Below are 26,056 nucleotides of genomic sequence, written 5' to 3' on the forward strand. Positions count from 1 at the left end.
ACGGCAGATGACCAGCTTTTTGCTCAAGCGTTTTATTGCGATGATTGCCACGATCTTAACAATTACAACGTTAACGTTTATTTTAATGAAGGTCATCCCAGGATCGCCTTTCAATGAAGAACGAAATACAAACGAAACGGTCCAGCGAAACCTCGAAAGCTACTATCACTTAGATGAACCACTGTATGTTCAATATGTCATCTATTTAAAATCCATCGTTACCTTTGATTTTGGTCCTTCCATTAAAAAGCCTTCTGAAAGTGTCAATGATCTATTGGCGAGAGGCTTCCCAGTCTCATTAGAACTTGGTCTTATCTCAATATTGATTGCTGTCATCTCCGGCATCCTGCTTGGGGTCATGGCTGCCCTCCGGCACAATGGCTTGATTGATTATATCGCCATGACCATTGCTGTTTTCGGTATATCCATTCCAAACTTTATCTTTGCTACTTTATTAATTCAGCAGCTTGCTGTGAATTTGAAGCTCTTTCCTACAGCGATGTGGACAAGTCCGATGCATATGGTGCTGCCAACCATTGCTCTTGCCGTTAGTCCGATGGCCATTATTGCCCGGTTAACAAGATCGAGCATGATTGAAGTGCTGTCTCAGGACTATATTCGCACTGCTAAAGCAAAAGGGCTTTCTCCCTTTAAAATTGTGTTCAAACATGCGCTTCGAAATGCGCTTTTGCCTGTTGTGACCATTCTTGGCACACTTGTCGCAAGTATTTTAACAGGAAGTTTTGTCATTGAAAAAATCTTTGCGATTCCTGGCATGGGAAAATACTTTGTCGAGAGTATTAACAACCGTGATTATCCTGTCATCATGGGAACCACTGTTTTTTACAGCATTATTTTAATCACACTTCTTTTCATTGTTGATGTGGCGTATCGCCTGCTTGATCCGAGGATTCAGCTGCATCAGAAAGGAGGAAAGGCATGAGTATACACCTGCAGCAGGATCAACCGAATCCGCATCATGAAGTGCCGGACGAATGGTTTTCTCCGAGAGAGCAAAAGAAAACGGAGGCCCATGCCATTAAAAGACCCTCTCTTTCGTATTGGGCAGACACATGGAGACGACTGAAGCAAAATAAGCTTGCGATGTTTAGTCTATCGGTATTGATTTTTCTTTTTATCATGGCACTATTAGGCCCATTGCTTGCACCTAATAGCGTGACAGAGCAGCGTCTTTCGATGCAAAATCTGCCGCCATCCGCTGCTCACTGGTTCGGAACGGATGAGCTTGGACGAGATGTGTTCACGCGTACATGGTACGGGGCACGTATTTCGTTATTTGTAGGCGTCATGGCAGCCCTGATTGATTTTGCTATCGGCGTGATCTATGGAGGGATTGCCGGTTATAAGGGCGGGAGATATGACCATGTCATGATGCGAATCGTCGAGGTGCTCTATGGTCTTCCTTATTTACTTGTTGTCATTTTATTGATGGTTCTGATGGGGCCAGGGCTTGTCACCATTATTGTAGCGCTCACTGTCACCGGATGGATTGGCATGGCAAGAATCGTGAGAGGTCAAGTTCTTCAGCTGAAAAGCCAGGAATATGTCCTTGCCTCAAAAACCTTTGGTGCAAAGAGTCTGCGTATCATTCGCCGCAACCTGCTGCCGAATACGATGGGGCCGATTATCGTTCAGATGACCTTAACTGTACCGACCGCGATATTTGCAGAAGCGTTCCTAAGCTTTCTTGGTTTAGGCATTCAAGCACCGTTTGCAAGCTGGGGCGTGATGGCCAATGATGCGCTGCCAACAGTGCTGTCAAATAACGGGCATTGGTGGCGTTTATTTTTCCCTGCGTTTTTTATTTCACTCACGATGTTTTGCTTTAACAATTTAGGTGATGGCTTGCAAGATGCGCTTGATCCGAAGATGAAGAGGTGATGGCGCTTTGAAAAAAGTTCTACAAATCATCGATCTGCACGTCAGCTTTCGGACATATGGCGGCTCAGTTCGAGCGGTACGCGGAGTGAATGTGGATGTATATGAAAAAGAAACCCTTGCCATTGTAGGAGAATCAGGCTGCGGGAAAAGTGTGACTTCACAAAGTATCATGAGGCTGCTGCCAGCATACAGCGCTCATGTTGATCAGGGAGAAATCTGGTTTGAAGACCGAAATTTGCTGTCATTATCTGAAAAAGAAATGCGCGCCATACGAGGTGTCGATATTTCGATGATCTTCCAAGATCCCATGACCGCACTGAACCCAACCTTGACAATCGGCGATCAGCTCATGGAGGCGGCAAAGGAGCATCAAAAGCTGACGAATAAAGAAGTGAAAGAAGCCGCCATTCGGATGCTTGATTTGGTCGGCATTCCGCAGCCGAAGGAAAGGCTAAAGCAATACCCTCATCAGTTCAGCGGGGGAATGAGGCAGCGGCTCATGATTGCCATGGCACTGATTTGCGAGCCGAAAGTGCTGATTGCTGATGAACCAACGACCGCACTGGATGTGACCATACAGGCACAAATATTAGAGCTGTTTAAAGAGATTCAGAGAAAAACAGGGGTCACCATTATTTTAATCACACATGATTTAGGGGTCGTAGCCCAAGTCGCAGACCGAGTGGCGGTCATGTACGGAGGGAAAATGGTGGAGGTCGGAACGAGGCGAGATATTTTTTACAGTCCGCAGCATCCTTATACAAAAGGACTTCTGCAATCCGTTCCAAGACTTGATATGAAAGATGAACTCATTCCAATTGAAGGAAGCCCGCCTGATTTATTTGCTCCGCCAAAGGGCTGTCCGTATACAGATCGCTGCCCTGCCGCCATGAAGGTATGTGATCATATCATGCCGCATGAAACGCAGCGGTCACCTACCCATACAGTGCATTGCTGGCTCCAAGATGAGCGTGCGAATCAAACCGTTTTATCTTCAACACAAAGGGGGAGTTTTTGATGAGAAAAAAGGGATGGATCATCAGTATATGTTTGTTCGCGATCATGCTGCTCGCAGGGTGTACAGCCAATGAGCAAGCAGGGAAAGGATCATCAAGCAAAGAGGGTGAAAAGAAAGTATTAACCTTAAATAACGAAAACGAACCGACGTCGTTTGATCCGCCGATTGGTTTTAATAATGTATCGTGGCAAGGACTCAATAATTTAATGGAGGGATTAACAAGACTGAATGAAAAGCACGAACCATCTCCTGCAATGGCGGAAAAATGGGAGATTTCAAAGGATGGAAAAACGTATACGTTCCATTTAAGAGATGGCATCAAGTGGTCAAATGGTGATCCAGTGAAAGCGAGTGACTTTGAATATGCGTGGAAGCGGCTTCTTGATCCGAAAACAGGCTCTTCTGCATCGTTCCTAGCATACATGATTGAAGGCGGAGAGGCATTTAACAGCGGCAAAGGAAAGAAAGAAGACGTGAAAGTCAGTGCTGTAAATGACAAAACGCTTAAGGTCACACTAGCATATCCGCAGAAATCGTTCTTAAATATGACCGCAAACCCTGCCTTTTTTCCTGTCAATGAACTGGTCGCAAAGAAGGACCCAAACTGGGCAAAAGACGCCAAAACCTTTGTCGGAAATGGACCGTTCAAGCTGACAGAGTGGAAACATGATGAGAGCTTCACAATGGAAAAAAGTGAGACGTATTGGGATGAAAAATCAGTTAAGCTGGATCAAGTGAAGTGGCTGATGATCAGTGATCGAAACACAGACTATCAAATGTATCAATCAGGAGATTTAGATACTGCCTTTGTCCCAGCAGAGCAAAGTGAAAATCTGCTGAAAAATAAAGATGTACAAATTGAAGACCAGGCTGGATTGTTCTTTTATCGTCTGAATGTAAACATGGAACCTTTTCAAAATAAGAACATCCGCAAAGCTTTTCAAATGGCGATCAACCCGCAAGATATCGTGGATTATGTGACAAAAAATGAAGAGAAGCCAGCACGTGCTTTCGTCTCGCCAGGCATTCTAGATTCAAAGGGCGAGGATTTCAGAGAAGCTGGCGGTGATCTTGTGAAGAATGATAAGAGTGAAGCTGCGAAGCTATTAGAAAAAGGGCTGAAAGAAGAGAACTATTCAAAACTGCCAGCCGTCACATTGACATATAGTACAAAGCCTGAGAACAAGAAAAAAGCTGAAGCCATCCAACAGCAGCTGAAAGAAGCGTTAGGTGTAGATGTAAAGCTTGCAAACATGGAAGCCAATGTATTTGCAGAAGATCAAAAGGCGCTGAAATTCCAATTCTCACAAAGTTCATTTTTAGCAGACTATGCAGATCCGATCAATTTCCTAGAGAGCTTTCAAACAGGGAATGCGATGAACCGGACAGGATGGTCCAACGATACCTATGATCAGTTGATCAAAAAGGCAAGCCAAGAAGCAGATGAGCAAAAGAGAAACAACATTCTTCATGATGCAGAGGCACTTCTCATTGAAGAAGCACCGATCATCCCGATTCATTTTTATAATCAAGTCCATTTACAAAAAGAAGGCGTGAAAGGGATTGTCCGTCACCCTGTTGGGTATATCGATTTGAAATGGGCACAAGTAGATGGAGAGTGATATGAGGATCAAAAGACGCTTTGAAATAAAAGCGTCTGTTCCTTTATTCGTTCATGTTATGAAGCAGAAACCCATAGATTGAAAGAAACGAAGAGAAAGAGGGGATATGGCATGAGCCAGCTGCCAGTGGCACTTCAAACAGGGGATACGGTGGGGATTATTGCACCAGCAAGCCCGCCTGATGAGCTGAAATTAGCAAAAGGAATTGCCTTTTTAGAAAGCCTCGGGCTAAAGGTGAAAAAAGGGAAGTATTTGGGCCGCCGGTACGGGTATTTAGCAGGTCATGATCATGAAAGAGTGGAGGATCTCCACCGCATGTTTCAAGATCCAGAAGTGAAAGCGGTTATTTGTGCTTGCGGAGGATATGGGACTGGCAGACTTGCGGAAGCCATTGACTATGACCTGATTCGCCGGAATCCAAAAATTTTTTGGGGCTATAGTGATATTACGTTTTTACATACGGCCATCCAGCAGCAGACGGGTCTTGTGACGTTTCATGGTCCAATGCTCTCCTCTGATGTGGGACTTGAGGAGGTCCATCCTTATACGAAAGATACCTTTTTACAGTTGTTCGCACCGAAAGCCTTTACGTATGCGCACCACTTGTCACCCCTTCATACTTTCTATCCGGGCACCGCTTCAGGTGAAATTGTTGGAGGAAATCTTGCCCTCATCGTGACAACACTTGGTACACCTTTTGAAATCGATACGAAGGGAAAGCTTTTGTTCATTGAAGATATTGATGAAGAGCCCTATAAAATTGATCGAATGATGCAGCACCTCACATCTGCGGGAAAATTGGATGATGCGGCTGGATTCATCATTGGAGATTTTCATCAATGTGAACCAAAAAAGAAAGATCAGTCCCTCACATTGAATCAAGTATGGGACACCTACATTGTGCCGCAAAAAAAGCCTGCACTTGGGGGCTTTCGGATTGGCCATTCTTCGCCGAACTTTGCCATTCCAATGGGCACGCAGGCTACATTAGATGCGACAGGGAAAAAACTGCACATTTCTCCCGGTGTTGCAGCGAAAGAGGCGATCAAATGAAAATCGTCGATGTTCGTACATGCAGAATGAGCGTACCGCTAAAAAAACCGTTCAAAACCGCTTTGCGAACGGTGTATGACGCAGCATCTCTGATTGTTATCATCACATATGATCAAGGTGACGTCAGCTACGGAGAGGCAGTCCCGACAGCGGTGATTACAGGTGAAACGCTGGAAAGCATCGACTATGCCATCTGTGAAGTGATCAGACCGATATTGCTTGGGGCTTCCTTGTCCGAGTATGAACAAATTTTTTCTCGTTTGAACCGTGTGCTCGCTTGCAACACAAGCGCAAAGGCAGCGGTTGACATGGCCATTTATGATGGCTTAGCGAAGCAGGCAGGACTTCCGCTTTATCAATACCTTGGCGGATATCGCAGTCAGCTTGAAACAGATTATACGGTCAGTGTGAACCGGCCGCTTGAGATGGCGGAAGATGCGAAGCAATACGCAGCAGAAGGCTTTCAGACATTAAAGATCAAGGTAGGAAAAGATGATATAGACACGGATATTCAGCGTATCAAGCGAATTCGAGAAAAGGTCGGACCGGATATTCAGATCAGGCTCGATGCGAATCAGGGCTGGACGTGGAAGGAAGCGGTCGTAGCCATTCGAAAAATGGAGGCGCTGAATATCGAACTAGTCGAGCAGCCAGTGCCAAAAGAAGATATCGAAGGTCTGCGCCGTGTGACGGAGGCAACAGATACATTCATTATGGCAGATGAAAGCATTTTCAGTTTTCATGATGCGATCAAGGTGCTTGAAACGAGAAGCTGTGATTTGATCAATTTAAAATTAATGAAATCAGGCGGCATAAAAGAAGCCTTAAAAATCAACGCTTTAGCAGAAGCATACGGCGTAAAGTGCATGGTTGGCAGTATGATTGAGTCAAAACTCGGCATTACAGCAGCCGCTCATCTCGCCGCAAGCCAGCCGAATATCAACCGCTATGATTTTGATGCCCCGCTGATGCTAAAAGAGGACATGGTAGACGGAGGAATCGTGTACAAAGGAAAAGATATCTTTTTCCCGCCGCATCATGGATTAGGCATTCAAGGGGTGAAAGGAGTCTCATGATGATATTTGAATCAAAGGTTCCAGTTGCGAATGTATGGACAGCGCCGCAGTCTCCGAGAGAAATCGATCAAAAGGTACTTCAGAGCTCCTTCAAAATCAAAGAGTGGATTGACAAGCAAACATATGAAGAAAAACTGGCTTTATGTGAAGAAAATCTGATCCAGTCGCAAGTACTGCTCGGTGAACGAGTCATTGGATTAGAAGAGACAGACGGCTGGATGAAAGTCGTTATTCCGCAGCAGGCCAGCCGGAAACATCCACAAGGCTATCCTGGCTATATACCTGCGAACCAACTAAAGCAAGTGACAGAAGGAAGTGCGCCAGCTATATCTCATATCGTTTGTCAGAAAAAAGCCACGCTCTATCAAAACGGGCAAGCGGACATGGAAATTAGTTTTTTAACAGAGCTCGCAGCTTTAGAAGAAACGAGTGATTGCTTTCGTGTTGTCACACCAGCAGGGACGAGAGAAATCAATAAAGAAGATGTGCAGCCAGTTTCCTCCACTTCCTCTATGACCGGAAAAGATGTTGTAGACAAGGGAAAACAATTTATTGGTCTTTCGTATTTATGGGGCGGCATGAGCAGCTTTGGCTATGACTGTTCGGGGTTTGCTTACAGCATGTATAAAGCGAGCGGATATCTTTTGCCGAGGGACGCAAGTGACCAAGCAGTGCAAGGAACACCGGTCGCATCAAGCCATTTAGAACAAGGCGACTTATTGTTTTTCGCCAATGACAATGGAAAGGGAGCTGTCCGCCATGTAGGGATCTACGCAGGTGACGGTATGATGCTTCACTCGCCTAAAACCGGCAGAGAAATTGAACTTCTTTCCCTTGCTGGCACTTCATATGAAAAAGAATGGGCAGGTGCAAGACGGTATTTGCCAAGCGAGAGGAGCAAAGGTCATGGCAGTTGAACCACTTTTACAAGTAAACAATCTCAAAAAACATTTTCATCTATCGAAAGGAAAAACGTTAAAAGCGCTAGACGGTGTCTCCTTTCAGCTGAAACAAGGTGAAACGTTTGGTCTTGTTGGCGAGTCTGGCTGCGGGAAATCCACACTTGGAAAAGTGCTTATGCGTCTTTATGAACCGACAGATGGGGAAGCCTTATATGAAGGGAAAAGCCTTCATCACCTTTCACAAAAGGAATCCTTTGATTTTAATCGGCAAATTCAAATGGTGTTTCAAGACCCGTATTCCTCCTTAAATCCGCGGCTGTCTGTAAAAGATATTATGCTGGAGCCAATGGAGATTCATAACCTTTATGGGAGTCAAAAGAGAAGGGTTGCCAGGGTGAAAGAACTACTGGAAGCTGTTGGACTTAGCTATGACTTTGCCACTCGCTATCCTCATGAATTCAGCGGAGGGCAGAGGCAGAGAATCGGTATTGCAAGAGCACTCGCCTTAGCACCGAAATTTATTGTGGCAGATGAGCCAATTTCTGCACTGGATGTCTCTGTTCAAGCGCAGGTCGTGAATCTGCTGAAGAAACTGCAAAAGGAGGAAGGGCTGACATTTCTCTTTATTGCACATGACCTGTCGATGGTCAAATATATTAGCGACCGAATCGGTGTCATGTATTTAGGTCATCTCGTCGAATTGACCAGCAGTGATGCGTTATATCAAACACCGCTTCACCCCTATACACAAGCATTGCTGTCTGCGATCCCCATTCCAGATCCTGACGTGGAGGACAAGCGCAAAAGGTTCATTTTAAAAGGAGAAATTCCAAGTCCAGTGAACCCGCCAAGCGGCTGTGTATTTCGAACAAGATGTCCTGCAGCGATGGATGTGTGTGCTGAAAAAAAGCCAACATTACAAGCAGTAGAAGAAGGGCATGATGTCGCCTGTCATTTATACGATCAGAAATAAAATAGGCAGATAAAAAGCCAGCAAGTAGACAAGCTGTTCTACACGCTGGCTTTTTTAGTGGATGAACGCCGAATCGGCAATGTGCAGCATCTAAAAGAGCCGCCAGATTTAATGATTTCTGAAAAATTCACTTCAATGACAGTGTAGCCGTGAGCGGTTAAAGCAGCATTTGTTTCTTGATTGATAGGCAAACTAATCACTTTTTTCTGTCCAATGGATAAAACGTTTGGTCCGAGTGTGAATTGCTCTTGTTCGCTTATTTCAATGAGATGATAATGCATGTTGAGCAGGTGAAGATCCTCTTTTTTGAACGCTTCAGGATAAATCAATATCTCATCATGAGACAGAATATTCATCACACAATCGAGATGCAAAATGTGAGGAGGAAGATGAATGGGAATGATGTCATGATCCGGTAGTTCTTTTTTTAGCTCATGAATAGCGGCTGTGTTTGTTCTTTTGCTCGTTCCAACAAATACACGTGTTTGATCCACAAGGACATCGCCGCCTTCAATTGTTCCGTTTGTCAGGGGAACAGTATTCAATCCAGTTCCCTGTGCCCACTCTTTTAACAATTGTTCTTCTCCTTGCCGAACCGGAGCGGCCATGCTTGAAACAAAGAGTGTATGTCCAATCGTAAACCCAATATCCCGAGTAAAGACCTGTTCAGGAAAGCGGTCATTTGCAGGAAGCATAATGGGGCGTACTTGATGGTCTTTTAGGATTTGGATCAATTGCTTATGCTGAGCAATGGCTTTCATTTGAGAAATATTTTCTCTTGCAAAATGCTTTTGGGTTTCGTTGATGATCTGTTTGATTTCCATATAGATGGGACTGCATAAAAGGACTTCTTGTAAATCGTCATATTCACTCATGCATTGCGGCATTTTGTGTATTTGTTCTGCTCTCATAGAATCCATCAAATGGCCTCCTTGTTTGTTCATAGTTCTATTATTCCTCGTTCTAGTCATAGTTGAAACATTTCCGAAAGAAAATCTCTCACAAGAGACTAAAGCAAAAAGTTTAGACAAACCTAAAAGAATAGTGTTTAATAAAAGTCGTTCCGCATTCACGAAAACAGCAAGAAGGAGCTATGATGATGAGAGAAGAAAATTTCAAATACTGCAAGGAATCGAAAGTTGTAAAAACCAGCAGGGTATTCCCTCTCGATACGAATAATCACCAAACCTTGTTTGGCGGAAAATTAATGAGTTATATAGATGACATTGCTTCCATCTCGGCAGCAAGGCACAGCCGCAGTGAAACGGTCACGGCTTCTATGGATTCTGTTGACTTTTTAGAGCCAATTGGACAAAAAGAGTCAGTATGCTTGGAATCCTATGTGACATGGGTTGGCACGTCTTCCATGGAAGTGTTCGTTAAAGTTATGAAAGAAAACTTGATGTCTGGAGAGCGAAGACTTGCAGCGACTTCATTTCTAACATTTGTCTCGTTAGATGAAAATGGGAAGCCAAAACGAGTCCCGCAAGTCATGCCGGAAACAGAGGAAGAAATCATGCTGCATCAAACAGCGAAGCAGCGGGCAGAGGAAAGAAAGAGCCGCCGAAAGCATAGTAAAGCTTTGGCTGACGCACTTGGGACAGATAAGCCTTGGGCGTAAAAATCACCCTTTAAGCGGTGATTTTTTTCTAGGGTAGTATCTTGCATGGCAAGATAGTGTGTGGTAAGATGATGCTATCTTGTGATGCAAGGTACTGGAATCGGAGGAACAAAGATGACAACATCCACACAAATGCTAAAAGGAATTTTAGAAGGCTGCCTGCTGTCGATTATTTCAGAGGGTGAGATTTATGGATATGAAATGACGAAGAAGCTCGCGCATTACGGGTTTGATCAAATTAGTGAAGGAAGTATCTATCCGATCCTGCTGCGTATGCAAAAGGAACAGCTCGTGACCACTGTCACAAAAGCATCAGCAAGCGGGCCGAAAAGGAAATACTATACGCTCACACAAGCTGGAGAAAAAGCGCTCATAGAGTTTATTACCCGCTGGAGTGAGCTTTCAAAAAATGTAAACTGTTTACTACAAAAAGGGAAGTGAGATTATGGTATCAAAAGAAACAAGACACGTTCTACTAGAGCTGAAACTCTATCTCATCTCAAAGGGAAAAAATCAGGACGAAATTGATGAGCTGATGGATGAACTGACGACACATGCGGTTGAGGCTGAAAAAGACGGTAAAACAGGGGAGGCTTTGTTTGGCGGAGATCCGCGGGGCTATGCTGATGAACTTGCAAAAGAGCTGTCAGGAAACCATAAAGACTGGATTCCTTTTGTCAGTGCCTTCTTAATTGGTTCACTCTTTTATATGATTTTATCAGATGCGATCAGTCAAAGCTTATCCTATTCTTGGTATGCATTGATTGGTTATCCGCTCGTTTTAGTAGCCAATGTCATCATGATCATTGTCATGTTTAGAGTGTCTTCCTTTCAAACAGGAGGCCGGGCATTTCTTTATTTCTGGATCTTAGGAATCTTTCAGTTGACTTCAATGGTCACAATCAAACTATTGGATCAAAAACTCGGTACACCATTACTTGTACTGACTTCAGGTCAAAGATGGGGCGTCATCCTGCTTATGCTGTTATGTATCATTGTCTTTAATGCAATCATGAAAGCGAATCTCATTTCACTGATTCCAATCATCTTTTTCGGACCGCAGCTCATATTCGAATGGATTGGCTGGACATCACCAAGCGTGCTTCTCTTGCAAAGTCTACTATCTATTGTGATCTTAATCGGGCTTGTGCTCATTGTTTTACGCCGAACGAATAAGAAAAATGAAAATACGATGTAAAAAAACAGGGCACATCCCATCCGATGTGCTTTTCTTTTTCTAAAAAAATGTAGAAATGGTAACGTGTTTTTCATTACAATGGGAAGAGGACAAAAATGAAAAGGGGTTCTGTGTTTGGATATTTTATGGGGATATGTACTTGTTTTTGTATTGGCTGCTTTGCCTTTTTTTGAGGTGGTAGGGGTCGTTCCGCTGGCCATTTTAAGTGGCATGCATCCTGTACCGGCAGCGGTTATTGGGTTCATCGGCAATTTTTTTACCGTTTTCCTGCTCATTGTTTTCGTAGACCGCTTTAAAGCATGGCGGTTAAAGAGAAAAGAGGACAAAAGCAATGAAAAAGGAGAAAAAAAGCAGCAGCGGGCGAGAAAAATTTGGGAACGTTATGGTCTCCCGGGATTAGCGATAGTCGGTCCTTTTATCATTGGCAGTCATTTAGCAGCGTTTATGTGTATGAGTTTCGGGACGAAGAGAAAGCAAGTTGCGGTGTGGATGACAGTCAGTTTAATGATGTGGACGGCGCTGGCAGCTAGTTTAACCGGTGCGGGAATCCATTACTTTGCCCCAGATTCAAATGGACTGTTCGGTGATCTTTTTAATCAGTAAGTGAGGGGGGATCATAAATGAAACTTCAAACACGCACAGTGCTTGAAACAGAGCGACTTAGACTGAGAACGATGAATGAACATGATGCCTCGTTTTTATATGAGATGTTGTTCCAAGATGAAGAAGTAATGAAGTATTATCCATCTTTGAAGGATGAGCAGCAGACGAAAGAGTGGATTGCATGGAATCAAAAGAATGACCGCATCTATCATACTTCTCTCTGGATCATTGAAGACAAAGAAACGAATGAACCACTTGGACAAAGCGGAATTGTTCTGCAAAACATTGAAGGACAAACAGAACTTGAAATCGGCTATATGCTTAAGAAAGCAGCGTGGGGGAATGGCTATGCTGCTGAAGCCGCAAAAGGTTGCCTCACCTATGGCTTTGAAGAAATGAAAGTCAGACGAATGGTAAGCTTAATCCGCCCGGACAATGAAGCATCGGTAAAGGTCGCTTTAAAAATGGGCATGAAAAAAGAAAAAACCATTTCAAAATGGGACCAAATCATTGATGTTTACAGCATCACCCGCAACGAAGAAAACGGCTCGCTTACAAAATAAGCAGAGCCGTTTTTTTATATCCGCTGTTCTAGTTGAAGTAAATATTTCTTACGTTCTATCCCGCCGCCGTAGCCGCCGAGCTCACCACTTGTTTGAATGACGCGGTGGCAAGGAATGATGATCGCCAACTGATTGGCACCATTTGCATTCCCTACCGCCCGGACCAAATGCGGATCGCCCAGCATCACAGCAAGATCTCGGTAAGAACTAGTTTCGCCTGAAGGAATACGTGTGAGCAGGTCCCACACCTTCATTTGAAAAGGGGTGCCATGCATGGAAAGTGGTACTGTAAACTGCGTCAGTTTTTTCTCGAAATATAAGGTCAATTCCTTTGTTAATTGCTGGTGGACGTTTGTTTCCCCAACTAAAATACGCGCATGATGCTTTTTTCTCATCTTCTCAATTTCCTTTTCTAGTCCCCGCCTGTCCATAAATTCCAGTAAATACACATGCGTCGCATCTGTCACGCTGATCATCCGTCCAATCGGTGTAGAAATAAAATTAGCGTGAAGAATCTTGGTTTGCGTCTTTTTAGGGGGATTCCCCATGATTTTCGTAAAGGCATCATTGAAGGCACTTGAAGAATCATAGCCCAATGCGACCTGCTGATCAATCACTTTTTTTCCATTCATAATTTCTTTAAAGGCAAGCCCCATTCGGCGTGATCTCGCATATTGAACAAAGGTCATGCCATAGATTTCTTTGAATTTCCGCCTGGCCGTTGCAGAGTGTATCCCTAACTCGCGAAAGTCCTCTTCTTTCCAGCGTTTTTCAGGATGTGTTTCAACTGCTGAAACGAGTGTTTTGACTTCTTCTGGAATGCTGTTCGGATATGTTAATGGAGTGCAGCGCTTGCACGGACGATATCCTGCTAGCAGTGCTTCCTCTGCTGTAAAGAAAAACTCACAGTTCTCATATTTTGGTTTTCTAGCGGTACATGTGGCATGGCAGAAGATACCGGTGGTCTTAATGCCGGCGAAAAATGTGCCGTCATATTGCGGATTCTTGTCAACCAGTGCTTGATAAAATTCATGTTTCTGTTCGTCGGTTATCATCATATGATCCACCTCTTGGTTTTCTAATAGAATGTGATTCGGCGTGCTTTTGGCTGGTAAACAAAGCGTCATTATGGATCGTTCATCACATCAATCTTTTTTCATTATATCAGCGATGTGATCGTTCCTCTGTCTATCCTTTAGTATACGCTTGCCTCAAATCATTTCTTTCGAAAAATGAACAAGTATATTTGAAGAGGGAGAGCAAACTGGTAGACCGGCATATTGGGGTGTGATAAGATTTTTAATACAGAATCTGCTCTAAGTCAGATCTGTTTATCATGAATTGGTTTTCTAGGGTTCCGTGCGCTGGTGCAGTCTGGTCCGAGAGAAAACACATAGGGTCTTTAGAAGAGGCCGTATGGACACGGAGGGATAAAAGCCCGGGAGATTTGATCAAACGATCGATTTCCAGGCTTTTTTTGTTGGTTGGAATCGTTCAGAAAGGAGAAGATCAGATGAAATGGGGAAATGTCTTTATCGCGGCCATCTTTGAAGTCGGCTGGGTGATGGGGCTGAAATATGCCCACTCGCTCATAGAATGGGGCGCAACCATCATTTGTATTATCGTGAGCTTTTATTTACTCATGAAAGCAACAAATGTACTGCCAGTTGGCACACTTTATGCTGTTTTTACCGGGCTTGGTACAGCAGGTACCGTCGTCATAGGCATGGTGCTTGGTGAGCCGGTTCAGCTTGTCAAACTGCTTTTGATTGTCATGCTTTTGTGCGGTGTATTAGGACTGAAGCTGACAACAGGTGAAAAGAAGGGAGAGGCTGAATCATGAGCTGGCTTTTACTTATTGGAGCAGGCATCTTAGAAATGCTTTGTGTGACCATGATGAACCAATTCCAAAAAGACAAGCATGTCAAATGGATTTTATTCATTGCGGCTGGCTTTTCGATGTCCTTTCTGATGCTGTCTCTTGCGATGAACACGATTCCGATGGGAACGGCGTATGCCATTTGGACTGGAATCGGAGCTGCTGGAGGCGCGATGGTCGGTATGCTCTTTTACGGAGAGTCGAAAGATGCAAAACGTATTTTCTTCATCGCATTGATTTTATCTGCGGCAGTAGGATTGAAAATGATTGAATAAGAAAAGGCTGGCAGATAGATGCCAGCCTTTTGTTACATCGAATGATGATTGGAATCGTTTTCATTTTTGCGGTAAAGCTGGCTCACAAGTAGAAAACACACACCAAATGTGAGAAAAGGAACGAGTCTTTCACCGGCTATAAAAAGGGAAATACCTGTGATCAGACAAACGATGCCGAGCCAAAAGCTCACTTTTCCAAACAAAGTCATACTTTTCATATCCATCACTCCTTTTATGATAAAAGGTCTATTCACATTATATCACGCTAGAGGCAGAATTGAATGAATATTCAATAAAAAATGGGGCTCTACATTGCTTTTTCTCTTTCCAGTCCAGTATAATATTTCATTAGAATGAAAACGTAAATGAGGTTATGATACATGAGAACTTTGATAACAGAGAAACTTGAATTACACAGACAAAAGCATGAGCAAAAAGGAAGATTGCTTGTCAGCTGCCCGGATCAGCCTGGAATTGTATCAGCTGTTTCTTCCTTTTTATTTGAGAACGGAGCAAATATCATTGAATCCAGCCAATACACAACAGACCATGAAAGCGGCCGGTTCTTTTTAAGAATTGAATTTGATTGGAAAGATATCTCGGCAAATATGGATCAGCTGAAGCAGCAGTTTGAGCCAATTGCAGCATCTTTTCAAATGACGTGGAGCATGTCGCGTGCAAGTGAGCTTAAAAAGCTGGCAATCTTTGTGTCAAAAGAGCTTCATTGTTTACATGAGCTGCTATGGGAATGGCAAAGCGGCAATTTGATGGCTGAAATTGCGGTCGTGATCAGCAATCATGAAACGGCAAAAGATACAGTAGAAGCGCTTGGAATCCCGTTCCATTTTGTGAAGGCGAACAAAGACATTCGCAAAGAAGCGGAAAAACAGCAGCTCGCATTATTAGAAGAGTATGATATTGATGCCATTGTGCTTGCTAGATACATGCAAATTTTAACACCTGCTTTTATAGAGCAGCACCCGAACAAAATCATTAATATTCATCATTCCTTCCTGCCAGCGTTTATCGGTGCGAATCCATATAAGCGGGCATATGAGCGAGGTGTCAAATTAATTGGCGCAACTTCTCATTATGTGACCAATGATTTAGACGAAGGACCGATCATTGAACAGGATATAGAGCGTGTAGATCACCGGGATGATGCGGAAGCTCTAAAAAATATTGGTCGAACAATTGAGCGGAGTGTGCTAGCACGTGCCGTCAAATGGCATCTAGAAGATCGAATTATTGTGCATGAGAATAAAACGATTGTATTTAATTGACCGCTTGACTTTTCCTTTGCAATTGGTGATAATATAAAAAAATTAACGAGCGTTGAAAAGGAATAGTAAGCAGGAACTGATGCGTAAAGAGAGCAAATGACATGCTGAAACATTTGCCGCAGACAGCTGCTGAACCTGCCCTTTGAGCCTTAGAGGAAAAATCTAAGCGCGTGCCTGGCGTTACAGGAGTTGAGTGGAATAAGCTGGAAGTATGCTTATTCAATGAAGGTGGTACCACGGAAAATCCCTTTTCGTCCTTTACATAAGGAGAAAAAGGGATTTTTTTGTGCCTAAAGGTATAGCGGAGGGAATCAATAATGAAAAAGCAAAGGATCGTCATCAAAATTGGCAGCAGTTCATTAACAGAGCAAAAAGGAGCCATTGATGAACAAAAAATGCAGGATCATGTGAAAGCGATAGCAAAGCTGAAAGAGGCTGGGCATGAAATTATTTTAATTTCATCAGGAGCCGTGGCAGCAGGGTTTGGCAGCTTAGGGTATCCATCAAGACCTGTGACCTTAAAGGGAAAACAGGCAGCAGCAGCCGTTGGTCAGGGCTTGTTAATGCAGAAATATACAGAACTATTTTCACAGTTTCACATGACACCTGCACAAATGCTTTTAACCCGTAATGACTTTTCAGATCGAACAAGATATCGAAATGCTTACGCAACGATGATGGAGCTGCTGGAAAGAAAAATTTTACCGATCATTAATGAAAATGATTCTGTCTCCATTGAGGAGCTTACTTTTGGGGATAATGACATGCTGTCAGCTCTTGTCAGCGGTTTAATTCATGCAGACCAATTGATCATCTTAACAGACATTAACGGAATTTATAATGCAAATCCAAATGAGCATCCTGATGCGAAGCGTTTTGATGTACTAACACACATTTCAGAAGAATTGTTTTCATATGCGAAGAGTACAGGCTCAAAAGTGGGAACAGGCGGGATGAAATCAAAGCTGTCTGCTGCACAAACGGCACTTTCACTAGGCGTGAAAGTCTTCATTGGTACAGGTACTGGTGAAGATAAGCTGCTTCATATTCTTGCGGGTCAAGGAGACGGAACGTATATCGGAGAACAGGACTTATCAGCGATCAACAACCGCCGTCAGTGGATTCAATTCCATTCACCCGTTTCTGGGAAAATCATGATAGATGCAGGAGCAGAAGCGGCGATTTTGCATCATGGGAGAAGTCTTCTTCCAGCTGGAGTTATTGATGTCGCTGGTGACTTTTCTAAAGGAGAGGTCGTTGAAGTCGTCGGTCCGAATGGGCTAGTAGGTAAAGGACAAACCTTGTACGCATCCGATGAGCTTCTCGGTATTAAAGGACTGCGAAGTGATGAGCTTTCAAATGAGAAGCCTGAAGTTATACACAGAGATCACTGGGTACAGCATGTACAAAACTGAGGAGGGAATATGATGAATGAAGTTCTTGAAAAAGCAAAAAAAGCAAGTGTAGCCAAAGATCAGCTGCTCCTAAAAACGACGGAGCAAAAAAATACAGCTTTACATGCCATCGCAACTGCACTTAAAGCATCTTCCGCTTATTTACTCGATGAGAATAAAAAAGATGTGCAGGCTGCTGAGGAAAAGCAGTTCACGCCTTCTGTTATTGACCGGATTACACTCACAGAAGAGAGAATTGAAGCCATCGCAGACGCGACCCTTCAACTCATTCACCTAAAAGACCCAATTGGTGAAACATTAGAAACCATTCGAAAAGAAAACGGTTTGTTCATTGAAAAGGTGCGTGTACCTCTTGGAACGGTTGGAATGATTTATGAAGCAAGACCAAACGTGACTGTAGATGCTGCCGCCCTTTGTTTGAAAACTGGGAATGCTGTTATTCTTCGCGGGAGCTCCTCTGCCATTCATAGTAATAAAGCGATTGTGAAGGTGATCCATGAAGCGCTTCACACAACGGAAATTCCAGTAGACAGTGTGCAATTGATTGAAGATACAGGCCGTGAAACGGCGAAAACGCTGTTCACTTTAAATGAATATTTGGATGTCCTTATTCCGCGCGGCGGGAAAAATTTAATTGATCTTGTCGTGAGAGAGTCTACCGTGCCAGTGCTTGAGACAGGGGCAGGGAACTGTCATATCTACATTGATGAAACAGCGAAAAACGAAATGGCTGAGCAGATTGTGCTGAATGCTAAAACCCAAAGGCCATCTGTTTGCAACGCGATCGAGAGCATTGTCATTCATGAAACATGGGCAAAAACATATGGTGCTTCGTTATTTGAAGCCCTTCATGCAAATGGGGTAGAAATACGGGGCGATGAAGCTGTATGTGCCCTTGCGCCAAGTGCTTCATTAGCGAGCACAGAGGACTATGAAACAGAGTTTTTAGCGCCGATTGCCAGTATTAAAACCGTAGCCAACATAGAAGAAGCGATTCAGCATATACAAACGTATAGTTCCAAGCACTCTGAAGCGATCATTACAGAAAATGATCAAAATGCGTCACTTTTCTTAACAGCTGTCGACGCTGCCGCTGTCTATCATAATGCTTCTACTCGGTTCACAGATGGCTTTGAATTTGGCTACGGAGCAGAAATAGGGATTAGCACACAAAAACTGCATGCAAGAGGACCTATGGGTCTGCCTGCCTTAACCTCTGAAAAGTTTGTCATTCGCGGTCAAGGACAAATAAGAGAATAACGAATTCAAAAGAGAGTCTTGTGACAATAGGCTCTCTTTTTCCTTTCATTTTTGTATTTCTTCGGTCAAGTATGATAAAATATGGTAATGTTTTATATTTTGAAAAGATTGGAGAAGGCAACGTATGGCGAAAATCATTCCCTCTTCGGATATTGGAGTGAAAATCAACAAGTGGTATGAATTAATCCGCAGATTTGATTCAGAACAAGCAGAACAACTAAAGCAGGAAATTCGCACCTCTCTTGATTCAATGGAAGAAGATCAGAATTTGCTTCTCTATTTTTCTTTAATGGAATTCAGACATGAGGTCATGCTCGATTATTTAAAGCCATTAAAGGAAGGAAAGCTTCGCGCCAACTTTTCCGAGCTTTCGAAAGAAATAGATGAGCATCAAACACATGTCACAGGCATGCTTGAATACTACTATCATTTTTTCAGAGGCATGTATGAATTTGGCCGTAGGCAGTATATTGCTGCCATCTCGTCTTATCAAAAGGCAGAGCACAAGCTTTCTTTTGTGTCAGATGATATTGAACGTGCGGAATTTCATTTTAAAATGTCAGAAATATATTATCACATGAAACAAACACATATCTCGATGCATCATGCCAAACTGGCGCTGGATGTCTATATTCAGCACGAGCTATATGCGCTTCGCACGATCCAATGCGAATTTATTGTGGCAGGTAATTATGATGATATGAGAAGACATGAAAAGGCATTACCACATCTCGAGAGAGCGCTTGCGAGATCAAGAGACTTTCAAAATGTGCGTTTTATTGCTTCCTCTTTGTTTAATATGGGCAACAGTTATTACCGAATGGGAGATCTTGACCGCGCACTCGAACTAATGAAAGAATCCATCTCGTTATTTGACCAAAATCAATCTGATCACCTTCGTCGATCCATAGACCCTCTTTATACAGCCGCTCAGATATTATACAAACAAGGTAAACACGAAGAAGCCTTACACTACAGAGAAGAATGTATGAAGCGAGCAGAAGCACTTCAGGATGACATTCATATTCAAAAGACGATATTTTTAGAAGCATTGTATTTAAAGCAAGACGCGGAGCATATTAAACGAATTTTTCATTTTTTAGAGTCTGCCTATGCATATCCAGATATAGAGGAGCTGGCATTAGACACCGCAAAGTATTATAATGAAATGGAAGATTATGAAAAATCTTCCACGTTCTACGGAGAAGCAGAACATGCTCGAATCTATATTCAGAGAGGGGATTGTTTATATGAATTTTAAAAAATGGGCAGTCGTCTGTACAAGCATCACCATCTTGGCGTTATGGCTGGCAGCAGCAAATGCCGACCCGGATAACAGAAACCATACGTTAGAAAAACCGAATCCGAAGCATATCACGATCTAAAAGTCCTTTTCACAGGGATAAAGCTGTCGAGAAAATCTCGACAGCTTTATTTTTTATAAAATGTACATACCCTCATTTTATGGAAAAAGACGTTTATCGGATACCTATTTATAGTTATGGTGTTGCATTAATTAAGAATCTTGCAACAGCATCTTTTAGATGGTATCATGAATAACGAATTCAAAAAATGTTTAATTTTTCCATAAAAATATCTTTTAACAATTAAAGAGTGGGGGTTTTATTTTGAAACAAGCGATTACGATTACCAATATTAATAACAATTTAAATCAGATCGGAGAATACTATTATAAAAACAACTTAGCAGATACAACAATGGATCGTATGTACAAATTAGATAAAAAACCTCAATCCGTATCCTCTAGAGCCGATTTAGACTTTGATCCTAATAGTGATAATTTAAATTTAAAACAATCTGTTCCTAATTTAATATACGTTGGAGAGAATCTATTTGATAATACTACTAGTACTGATCAAAGTTATGTGACAACCAATTATACTAAAGCCGTGACACAAACTGTATCTACGTCTACTACAAAAGGATTTAAGCTAGATGGGCAAGGATTAGAATTTAAATTACCACTATTTATTGGAGGAAATAAAATTACTGCATCCTTTAATTCCGGTACAACAACAACGAACACTGATACTACTACCGAAACGATTACCTCAGGTGCACAGCCAGTTAAAGTTCCCGCACACAAAAAATATAAGGTTACTGTCTATTTAGAGGAGTTTACTTTTAATGGAACATTCGACTATAAAGCAAAAGGCACAAATATGTATAATAACATCACCGCAAAGGGCTTGTGGATAGACCGTAATGGAACCCCATATAGAAAAATATATAATTTTCATGAATCAGTCGGTGACGAATGGAACAGTTTAAATTCATCTCAGAAAGCAAGTATCAACGAAATAAAAATTAATTCTAGTGATAATAGTATGACTGTTGACGGTTCTGCTGAAGTAAAAGGTGTTATAGGTACTAGAATGTTAATAAAAACTTATGATATTACTGATGGGGAGAATAATCTTATGAGAACCCAAGTTATTGAGTGATAATCTTTGAAAGTTTTTTAAACCTAGTGACATTCTAGAAAAAGAAGCGAAGAGAACAACAAATGCGAAGAATGTTAGTTAACTAGAATTCGGGCTGTCGAGAAAATCTCGACAGCTTTATTTTTTCCTTAAAATTTGCATATTTTCATGTTCTACACTAGAAATTTTTTCAGCATGAAACTGAATTTGTATTGCTGGATCAATGCATTTGTCATAGTAATACTGAATCTGAAAATCGCTTTTATTGCGTACTCATCTCAAATCATCCTGCATTGACCACTCATAAAAATGAAATTCGGAGGAAAGATGAAAGTGAGTGTTTTTCATTGACTCTTAAATTTAAATTGTGTACAATTCAATTGTAGAAAATATTATTGGAGAGAAAGAGGGTTATATACATGTCAGAAGTTTTATTTACTGCAACGGTATCAGCTGTCGGAGGAAGAGAAGGAAAGGTCGTTTCAACTGATGGAGTGCTTGAGCATGATGTAGCAATGCCTGGAACACCAAGAGCGAAAAAAATAGAAAAAGCAACAAATCCAGAGCAATTATTTGCAGCAGGCTACTCTGCATGTTTTGATTCAGCCCTTCAAATGGTCGCAAGACAAGAGCGTATCCGTTTTGAAAGCGAAGTAACAGCACATGTCAGTTTAGTAAAAGACAGTTCAGATGGCGGCTTCAAACTAGGCGTTAAGTTAGAAGTAAAAGGAACTGGAATCGAGCAATCAGCATTAGATGAGCTTGTTCATAAAGCACATGGCGTATGCCCATATTCAAAAGCAACTCAAGGAAATATCGAAGTAGAATTAGTAGCTGTCGCACAATAATTGATATCATAAAAGGCTGAGGGAATATTCCCTCAGCCTTTTGATTGTGTTAATTTTTGCAAAAGCTCATGTAAAGAGGCGCGCAGTGTTTTTAACTCTTCTTCCGATCTGCCTGTCCCAGACAGCATCTGAAATGGAATTGCAGTAGCCTTCTCTTTTAGTTGCCCTCCATATTCCGTTAAACGAATTTGCACAGAACGTTCATCCTCTTTCGAGCGCTCGCGGATGATGAGTCCGTTTTGCTCCATCCGTTTCAGCATAGGTGTGAGTGTACCGGAGTCTAAATATAAAAGCTCTCCCATCGTTTTCACATTTAATGTCCCATGCTCCCACAATAAAAGCAGTGCCAAATATTGCGGATACGTAATGTCTAACTCTTCTAATAACGGTTTATACTGCTTCGTCATCTCTCTTGAACTTGCATATAACAAGAAACAAAGCTGATTTTCCAGCTTCATGTGCTCGAATTCATTTGTCATGTCAGTCACCAACTATTTTTTGTCATACTTATTATTGTATAAGATTTTCTTCTTTTTTAAAATAAATACAGCCCAAAAACGAAAAATTCTTTAATGTGCGATAAATGTTTGAGAAATGGATAGAACGTGAAAGGAATAAATAGATAAAGGAGGAGATAAAGATGAAACCATTATTCACAGCAAAAGTAAAGGCACAACACGGAAGAGCTGGACACGTTCGCTCAGAAGATGGTGTGCTCGATCATAACATTGTCATGCCTAATGCAAAGAAAGACGGAGAAACTGGTACGAATCCAGAGCAATTATTTGCAGCGGGCTATGCAGCTTGTTTCGGAGGGGCGCTTGAACAAGTAGCGAAAAAGCAAGGGGTCGACATTGAATCAGAAGTCGAGGGACATGTCAGTCTTTTAAAAGATGAAAGTGATGGCGGATTTAAGCTTGGTGTCAAGCTGATTGTATCTGCAAAAGGCCTTGACCATGACAAAGCGAAAGAGCTAGTCGAGGCTGCGCATGAATTTTGTCCATATTCAAAAGCAACAAGAGGGAACATCGAAGTAGAGCTTGAAGTGGCTGAATAAAAAGGTTCTCTATCACGCTGAAAAAAAGAAACACCTGCTCATGAGCAGGTGTCTTTTTTTAATATTCTTTCTTTTGTTCGTATGTTGCCCATGCTTCAAATGGTGCAAGGGTTTTTTGAAGTGTCAGCTGATAAAATGGAATATTTCTTGATTCGTAATCTTTATTGATTTCTTCATAAATAAATGAGTCATCAAAACCAGAAACTGCCGCATCCTGATGTCCAGCAGCAAAATAGACCGCTTTTGGTCTAGCCCAGTAAATAGCGCCAAGGCACATCGGACAAGGCTCACAGCTTGTATATAAAATACAATCTTCTAATTGGTATGTATTCAGCGTTTGGCACGCCTTTCGAATGGCTGTGACCTCAGCATGTGCGGTTGGATCATTCGTTGTTGTCACATTGTTGCTTCCCTCGGCAATAATCTGTCCATCCTTGACAATGACTGCTCCAAAAGGACCGCCAGTACCACTATTGACTCCTTCTACTGCAAGATCAATTGCGCGTTGTAAAAAATCTTCGTGATTCATTGTCTTCCTCCCTATGTTCGTCTGACTTCTCTAGTATAAACGAATCATGCTAGAAAAGGAAACCTCCTAGTAGATGGTCAATCAGGACAATTTACGCATTAAAAATCCCCCGCCATGATAGCAGGGGAGAGGAAATCAATTATGCATGCTGCGTCAGCTTTTTACGAGCGACTTCAGCCGCCGTCACCATGTTTTTCAAAGCAGCAATGGTTTCAGGCTCTTGTCTCGTTTTTAGTCCGCAGTCAGGATTCACCCAGAAGCGATCTGTTGGGCATACGTTCAATGCATCATCAATGATTTGACTCATTTCTTCGACAGATGGAACGCGCGGGCTATGGATGTCATATACACCAAGTCCGAGACCTTTCAAATACGGATGTTTCTCTAAATAATCGAGGAATCCGCCATGACTGCGTGAATGTTCAATTGTGATCACATCGGCATCAAGGTCTTCGATCGTATCGACAATATCCTCGAAGTTACTGTAGCACATATGTGTATGAATTTGCGTTTCATTTTGAACAGATGATGTTGATAGACGGAATGACTCTGCTGCCCAGTTTAAATAGTCTGCCCAATCACTTTCTTTGAGCGGAAGACCTTCTCTTAGTGCAGGTTCATCCACTTGAATGACTTGAATTCCTGCTTCTTCTAACGCTTCTACCTCTTTACGTAATGCGAAAGCGATTTGGAAGGCAATGTCCTTTCGGGAGATATCTGTTCTTGGGAAAGACCAGTTTAAGATCGTGACAGGACCTGTCAGCATTCCTTTGACCTTTTTCTTCGTTAAGCTTTGTGCGTAAACCGTCTCTTTCACAGTCATTGGTGCTGTAAACTCAACATCTCCATAAATAATTGGCGGCTTCACGCAGCGTGATCCGTAGGATTGTACCCAAGCAAATTTCGTAAAGGCAAATCCGGCTAGTTTTTCACCAAAGTATTCAACCATGTCTGTACGTTCAAATTCTCCATGTACGAGAACGTCCAGACCGATTTCCTCCTGAATATCAATCCATCTTTTTGTTTCTTCCTTAATAAATTCATCATATTCTGCATCTGTCCATTCATTTTTACGCCATTTTTGACGAGCACTTCGCACTTCCGCAGATTGCGGGAAGCTGCCAATGGTTGTTGTTGGCAAGAGCGGCAGTTCAAGAGATTCGTTTTGGATACGAAGGCGCTCTTCAAAGGCAACTGGACGTTTAAAGTCTTTCGATGAAAGATTGTTGCGTTCTTTTGTGAAATCCGCATTGGTTCCTTTTGCAAATTCTTTTAAAGTAAGAAGTGCTTGCTTGGCTTCATTGATGGCGGCTTCAATCGCTGCGGCGCCTTTTGTTAAGCCTTCTTTTAATGTTGTTAATTCAGCCAGCTTTTCAGTAGCATAAGACAGTCCGTTTAATAGTTTTTCTTCAAGCTGTTCGCTTGGGTGTTTTGCAACGGGTACATGCAGCAAACTGCTTGATGGCTGCAGCCATACTTCCTTTGGCTGAGCGTCAGCAATAACCTCAGAAACGAATGACAATCTTTCGCCAAGATCTGATCTCCAAATATTTCTTCCATCAATGACGCCTGCTGCTAAAACTTTGTCTTTCGGGAAGCCGTGCTTTTTCACTTGATCAAGATTGCGCCCTTGATCATGGACAAAATCAAGACCGATGGCTTCAACAGGATATGTGACAAGCTCTTCATACGCATCTACTGAATCAAAGTATGTTTGAAGAAGAATATTTAAGGCAGGTACGGCTTCTTTGATCGTTTGATAGATTTCTTTGACGGCTTTCACGTCTTCATATGAAGCTGTGACAAGTGCTGGTTCATCAATTTGTACCCATTTGACGCCGGCTTCTTCAAGTTCTTTTAAAAGCTGAGTGTAAAGTGGGATGAGACGCTGCTGAATCTCTTTTACTTCATTTGGTTCATAGCCTTTAGAAAGTGAGACAAATGTATAAAGACCAAGTACAACAGGTTTTGTTTCAACACCAAACGCCTTTTTCACCTTTTCGTAAGCTTCAAGCGGTTTGTTATGTGTGAGTTTGAATTCGGTGCTTTTTTCGTATTCTGGAACGATGTAGTGATAGTTTGTATTAAACCATTTTGTCATTTCACTTGAGACAGCATCTTTTGTTCCTCTTGCCATCGCAAAGTATGTATCTAGCGGGTCTGTTAAGCTGCGGAAGCGCTCTGGAATCCAATTGAACATAACAGCAGTATCGAGCACGTGATCGTAGAAGGTAAAGTCTCCAGAAGGAACAACATCAATTTGTTGATCAATTTGCGTTTTAATGGCAGCTGAAAATTGTTCATCAAGTGTGCTTAAGAGGGTTTCACGGTCTGTTTGACCTTTCCAATAAGACTCAAGTGCTTTTTTCCATTCTCTGTTTAAACCAATTCGCGGAAAACCTAGATTACTTGTTTTAACAATTGTCAATTCCAATTCCTCCTCTAAATATAAAAAGACACTTACACTCATGGTGAAGATTGATGAGGGCAAATGTCTGGTTTAAAAAGACAAAATGTGTGTGCGAAATAAAGCGT

The 26,056-nt window shown here is 42.2% G+C and carries 29 protein-coding genes, 1 riboswitch and 1 other annotated feature; of the genes, 23 read left to right on the forward strand and 6 right to left on the reverse strand.

From position 1 onward, the window contains the following. Nucleotides 1–7 precede the first annotated feature (7 nt). The 8 genes from ACQYAC_RS00285 to ACQYAC_RS00320 all read left to right on the forward strand — a co-directional run bounded on the left by ACQYAC_RS00285 (nucleotide 8) and on the right by ACQYAC_RS00320 (nucleotide 8,546). On the forward strand, nucleotides 8–943 hold the full coding sequence (locus ACQYAC_RS00285) for an ABC transporter permease (protein ID WP_003211100.1): 936 nt from the start codon (nucleotides 8–10) through the stop codon (nucleotides 941–943). After that, a complete protein-coding gene (locus ACQYAC_RS00290; protein WP_429942528.1) occupies nucleotides 940–1,902 on the forward strand; it encodes an ABC transporter permease in 963 nt (320 codons plus the stop codon). Before ACQYAC_RS00285 ends, ACQYAC_RS00290 begins: the two co-directional genes overlap by 4 nt. Nucleotides 1,903–1,909: 7 nt before the next feature. After that, nucleotides 1,910–2,920 carry an ABC transporter ATP-binding protein gene (locus ACQYAC_RS00295; protein WP_058014207.1) on the forward strand — a complete coding sequence of 337 codons (1,011 nt, stop codon included), beginning with the start codon at nucleotides 1,910–1,912 and terminating at the stop codon, nucleotides 2,918–2,920. Then, nucleotides 2,920–4,542, forward strand: a complete 1,623-nt coding sequence (locus tag ACQYAC_RS00300) for a peptide ABC transporter substrate-binding protein (protein ID WP_429942529.1) — start codon at nucleotides 2,920–2,922, stop codon at nucleotides 4,540–4,542. Before ACQYAC_RS00295 ends, ACQYAC_RS00300 begins: the two co-directional genes overlap by 1 nt. A 111-nt stretch (nucleotides 4,543–4,653) precedes the next feature. Then, on the forward strand, nucleotides 4,654–5,595 hold the full coding sequence (locus tag ACQYAC_RS00305; RefSeq protein ID WP_429942530.1) for a S66 peptidase family protein: 942 nt from the start codon (nucleotides 4,654–4,656) through the stop codon (nucleotides 5,593–5,595). Further along, complete coding sequence (locus ACQYAC_RS00310) at nucleotides 5,592–6,671, forward strand: dipeptide epimerase (RefSeq protein ID WP_429942531.1); 1,080 nt, start codon at nucleotides 5,592–5,594, stop codon at nucleotides 6,669–6,671. Before ACQYAC_RS00305 ends, ACQYAC_RS00310 begins: the two co-directional genes overlap by 4 nt. Beyond that, the gene (locus ACQYAC_RS00315) at nucleotides 6,671–7,588 is read left to right on the forward strand and encodes an NlpC/P60 family protein (RefSeq protein WP_429942532.1); all 918 of its coding nucleotides are present in this window, start codon (nucleotides 6,671–6,673) and stop codon (nucleotides 7,586–7,588) included. The genes ACQYAC_RS00310 and ACQYAC_RS00315 overlap by 1 nt, the downstream gene beginning before the upstream one ends. Next, a complete protein-coding gene (locus ACQYAC_RS00320) occupies nucleotides 7,578–8,546 on the forward strand; it encodes an ABC transporter ATP-binding protein (protein WP_058014202.1) in 969 nt (322 codons plus the stop codon). Before ACQYAC_RS00315 ends, ACQYAC_RS00320 begins: the two co-directional genes overlap by 11 nt. 38 nt (nucleotides 8,547–8,584) lie before the next feature. Here ACQYAC_RS00320 and ACQYAC_RS00325 read toward each other — a convergent pair whose 3' ends face one another. Continuing rightward, a complete protein-coding gene (locus ACQYAC_RS00325) occupies nucleotides 8,585–9,466 on the reverse strand; it encodes a dimethylarginine dimethylaminohydrolase family protein (protein WP_429942533.1) in 882 nt (293 codons plus the stop codon). Between the two features lie 179 nt (nucleotides 9,467–9,645). On the opposite strand from ACQYAC_RS00325, the gene ACQYAC_RS00330 reads away from it, so the two are divergent. The 5 genes from ACQYAC_RS00330 (at nucleotide 9,646) to ACQYAC_RS00350 (ending at nucleotide 12,531) form a co-directional block, all read left to right on the forward strand. Next, a complete protein-coding gene (locus ACQYAC_RS00330; protein ID WP_058014491.1) occupies nucleotides 9,646–10,167 on the forward strand; it encodes an acyl-CoA thioesterase in 522 nt (173 codons plus the stop codon). A gap of 114 nt (nucleotides 10,168–10,281) precedes the next feature. Beyond that, complete coding sequence (locus ACQYAC_RS00335; RefSeq protein ID WP_058014200.1) at nucleotides 10,282–10,608, forward strand: PadR family transcriptional regulator; 327 nt, start codon at nucleotides 10,282–10,284, stop codon at nucleotides 10,606–10,608. Between the two features lie 4 nt (nucleotides 10,609–10,612). Further along, nucleotides 10,613–11,365 (forward strand): HAAS domain-containing protein, encoded by a 753-nt coding sequence (locus ACQYAC_RS00340; protein WP_429942534.1) that lies wholly within the window; start codon nucleotides 10,613–10,615, stop codon nucleotides 11,363–11,365. A 114-nt stretch (nucleotides 11,366–11,479) separates the two neighbouring features. Then, nucleotides 11,480–11,968 (forward strand): small multi-drug export protein, encoded by a 489-nt coding sequence (locus tag ACQYAC_RS00345; RefSeq protein ID WP_061407489.1) that lies wholly within the window; start codon nucleotides 11,480–11,482, stop codon nucleotides 11,966–11,968. Between the two features lie 17 nt (nucleotides 11,969–11,985). Beyond that, nucleotides 11,986–12,531: a GNAT family N-acetyltransferase gene (locus ACQYAC_RS00350; protein WP_058014197.1), complete on the forward strand. Its 546-nt coding sequence runs from the start codon at nucleotides 11,986–11,988 to the stop codon at nucleotides 12,529–12,531. Nucleotides 12,532–12,545: 14 nt separating this feature from the next. Here the strand turns inward: ACQYAC_RS00350 and ACQYAC_RS00355 are convergent, their stop codons facing one another. Further along, complete coding sequence (locus ACQYAC_RS00355; protein WP_429942535.1) at nucleotides 12,546–13,589, reverse strand: bifunctional transcriptional activator/DNA repair enzyme AdaA; 1,044 nt, start codon at nucleotides 13,587–13,589, stop codon at nucleotides 12,546–12,548. 280 nt (nucleotides 13,590–13,869) lie between these two features. Beyond that, nucleotides 13,870–13,978, forward strand: a riboswitch (guanidine-I (ykkC/yxkD leader). Between the two features lie 66 nt (nucleotides 13,979–14,044). Between ACQYAC_RS00355 and ACQYAC_RS00360 the strand changes: the two genes are divergently transcribed. Both ACQYAC_RS00360 and ACQYAC_RS00365 read left to right on the forward strand, forming a co-directional pair. Beyond that, entirely contained in the window at nucleotides 14,045–14,374 is a 330-nt protein-coding gene (locus ACQYAC_RS00360) for a DMT family transporter (protein WP_058014195.1), read from the forward strand. Further along, nucleotides 14,371–14,685, forward strand: a complete 315-nt coding sequence (locus ACQYAC_RS00365; RefSeq protein WP_426972662.1) for a DMT family transporter — start codon at nucleotides 14,371–14,373, stop codon at nucleotides 14,683–14,685. The genes ACQYAC_RS00360 and ACQYAC_RS00365 overlap by 4 nt, the downstream gene beginning before the upstream one ends. A gap of 32 nt (nucleotides 14,686–14,717) precedes the next feature. Here ACQYAC_RS00365 and ACQYAC_RS00370 read toward each other — a convergent pair whose 3' ends face one another. Continuing rightward, nucleotides 14,718–14,903, reverse strand: a complete 186-nt coding sequence (locus tag ACQYAC_RS00370; RefSeq protein ID WP_058014194.1) for a hypothetical protein — start codon at nucleotides 14,901–14,903, stop codon at nucleotides 14,718–14,720. A gap of 162 nt (nucleotides 14,904–15,065) precedes the next feature. On the opposite strand from ACQYAC_RS00370, the gene purU reads away from it, so the two are divergent. The 7 genes from purU to ACQYAC_RS00405 all read left to right on the forward strand — a co-directional run bounded on the left by purU (nucleotide 15,066) and on the right by ACQYAC_RS00405 (nucleotide 21,935). Next, nucleotides 15,066–15,968, forward strand: a complete 903-nt coding sequence (gene purU, locus ACQYAC_RS00375; protein ID WP_169056367.1) for a formyltetrahydrofolate deformylase — start codon at nucleotides 15,066–15,068, stop codon at nucleotides 15,966–15,968. 43 nt (nucleotides 15,969–16,011) lie between these two features. Continuing rightward, nucleotides 16,012–16,230, forward strand: a binding site (T-box leader). A gap of 55 nt (nucleotides 16,231–16,285) precedes the next feature. Continuing rightward, the gene (proB, locus tag ACQYAC_RS00380) at nucleotides 16,286–17,383 is read left to right on the forward strand and encodes a glutamate 5-kinase (RefSeq protein ID WP_180309119.1); all 1,098 of its coding nucleotides are present in this window, start codon (nucleotides 16,286–16,288) and stop codon (nucleotides 17,381–17,383) included. Between the two features lie 12 nt (nucleotides 17,384–17,395). Then, a complete protein-coding gene (locus ACQYAC_RS00385; protein ID WP_429942536.1) occupies nucleotides 17,396–18,643 on the forward strand; it encodes a glutamate-5-semialdehyde dehydrogenase in 1,248 nt (415 codons plus the stop codon). A 124-nt stretch (nucleotides 18,644–18,767) separates the two neighbouring features. After that, nucleotides 18,768–19,904: a Rap family tetratricopeptide repeat protein gene (locus ACQYAC_RS00390; RefSeq protein WP_058014190.1), complete on the forward strand. Its 1,137-nt coding sequence runs from the start codon at nucleotides 18,768–18,770 to the stop codon at nucleotides 19,902–19,904. Beyond that, complete coding sequence (locus ACQYAC_RS00395) at nucleotides 19,894–20,028, forward strand: phosphatase (protein ID WP_339165602.1); 135 nt, start codon at nucleotides 19,894–19,896, stop codon at nucleotides 20,026–20,028. The genes ACQYAC_RS00390 and ACQYAC_RS00395 overlap by 11 nt, the downstream gene beginning before the upstream one ends. Before the next feature lie 243 nt (nucleotides 20,029–20,271). Further along, nucleotides 20,272–21,108: an ETX/MTX2 family pore-forming toxin gene (locus ACQYAC_RS00400; RefSeq protein ID WP_429942537.1), complete on the forward strand. Its 837-nt coding sequence runs from the start codon at nucleotides 20,272–20,274 to the stop codon at nucleotides 21,106–21,108. A 398-nt stretch (nucleotides 21,109–21,506) separates the two neighbouring features. Then, nucleotides 21,507–21,935, forward strand: a complete 429-nt coding sequence (locus ACQYAC_RS00405) for an organic hydroperoxide resistance protein (protein ID WP_044138892.1) — start codon at nucleotides 21,507–21,509, stop codon at nucleotides 21,933–21,935. Nucleotides 21,936–21,967: 32 nt separating this feature from the next. Here ACQYAC_RS00405 and ACQYAC_RS00410 read toward each other — a convergent pair whose 3' ends face one another. Continuing rightward, the gene (locus tag ACQYAC_RS00410) at nucleotides 21,968–22,414 is read right to left on the reverse strand and encodes a MarR family winged helix-turn-helix transcriptional regulator (RefSeq protein WP_339165606.1); all 447 of its coding nucleotides are present in this window, start codon (nucleotides 22,412–22,414) and stop codon (nucleotides 21,968–21,970) included. Between the two features lie 161 nt (nucleotides 22,415–22,575). Between ACQYAC_RS00410 and ACQYAC_RS00415 the strand changes: the two genes are divergently transcribed. Next, nucleotides 22,576–22,992, forward strand: coding sequence for an organic hydroperoxide resistance protein (locus ACQYAC_RS00415; RefSeq protein WP_106049103.1), 417 nt, complete (start codon nucleotides 22,576–22,578; stop codon nucleotides 22,990–22,992). A 58-nt stretch (nucleotides 22,993–23,050) separates the two neighbouring features. Here ACQYAC_RS00415 and ACQYAC_RS00420 read toward each other — a convergent pair whose 3' ends face one another. After that, nucleotides 23,051–23,521: a nucleoside deaminase gene (locus ACQYAC_RS00420; protein WP_012009701.1), complete on the reverse strand. Its 471-nt coding sequence runs from the start codon at nucleotides 23,519–23,521 to the stop codon at nucleotides 23,051–23,053. Between the two features lie 139 nt (nucleotides 23,522–23,660). Continuing rightward, the gene (gene metE, locus ACQYAC_RS00425) at nucleotides 23,661–25,949 is read right to left on the reverse strand and encodes a 5-methyltetrahydropteroyltriglutamate--homocysteine S-methyltransferase (RefSeq protein ID WP_429942538.1); all 2,289 of its coding nucleotides are present in this window, start codon (nucleotides 25,947–25,949) and stop codon (nucleotides 23,661–23,663) included. Between the last annotated feature and the right edge of the window lie 107 nt (nucleotides 25,950–26,056).

Source organism: Bacillus sp. MM09(2025) (assembly GCF_050496725.1).
Lineage (GTDB): Bacteria > Bacillota > Bacilli > Bacillales > Bacillaceae > Bacillus > Bacillus pumilus.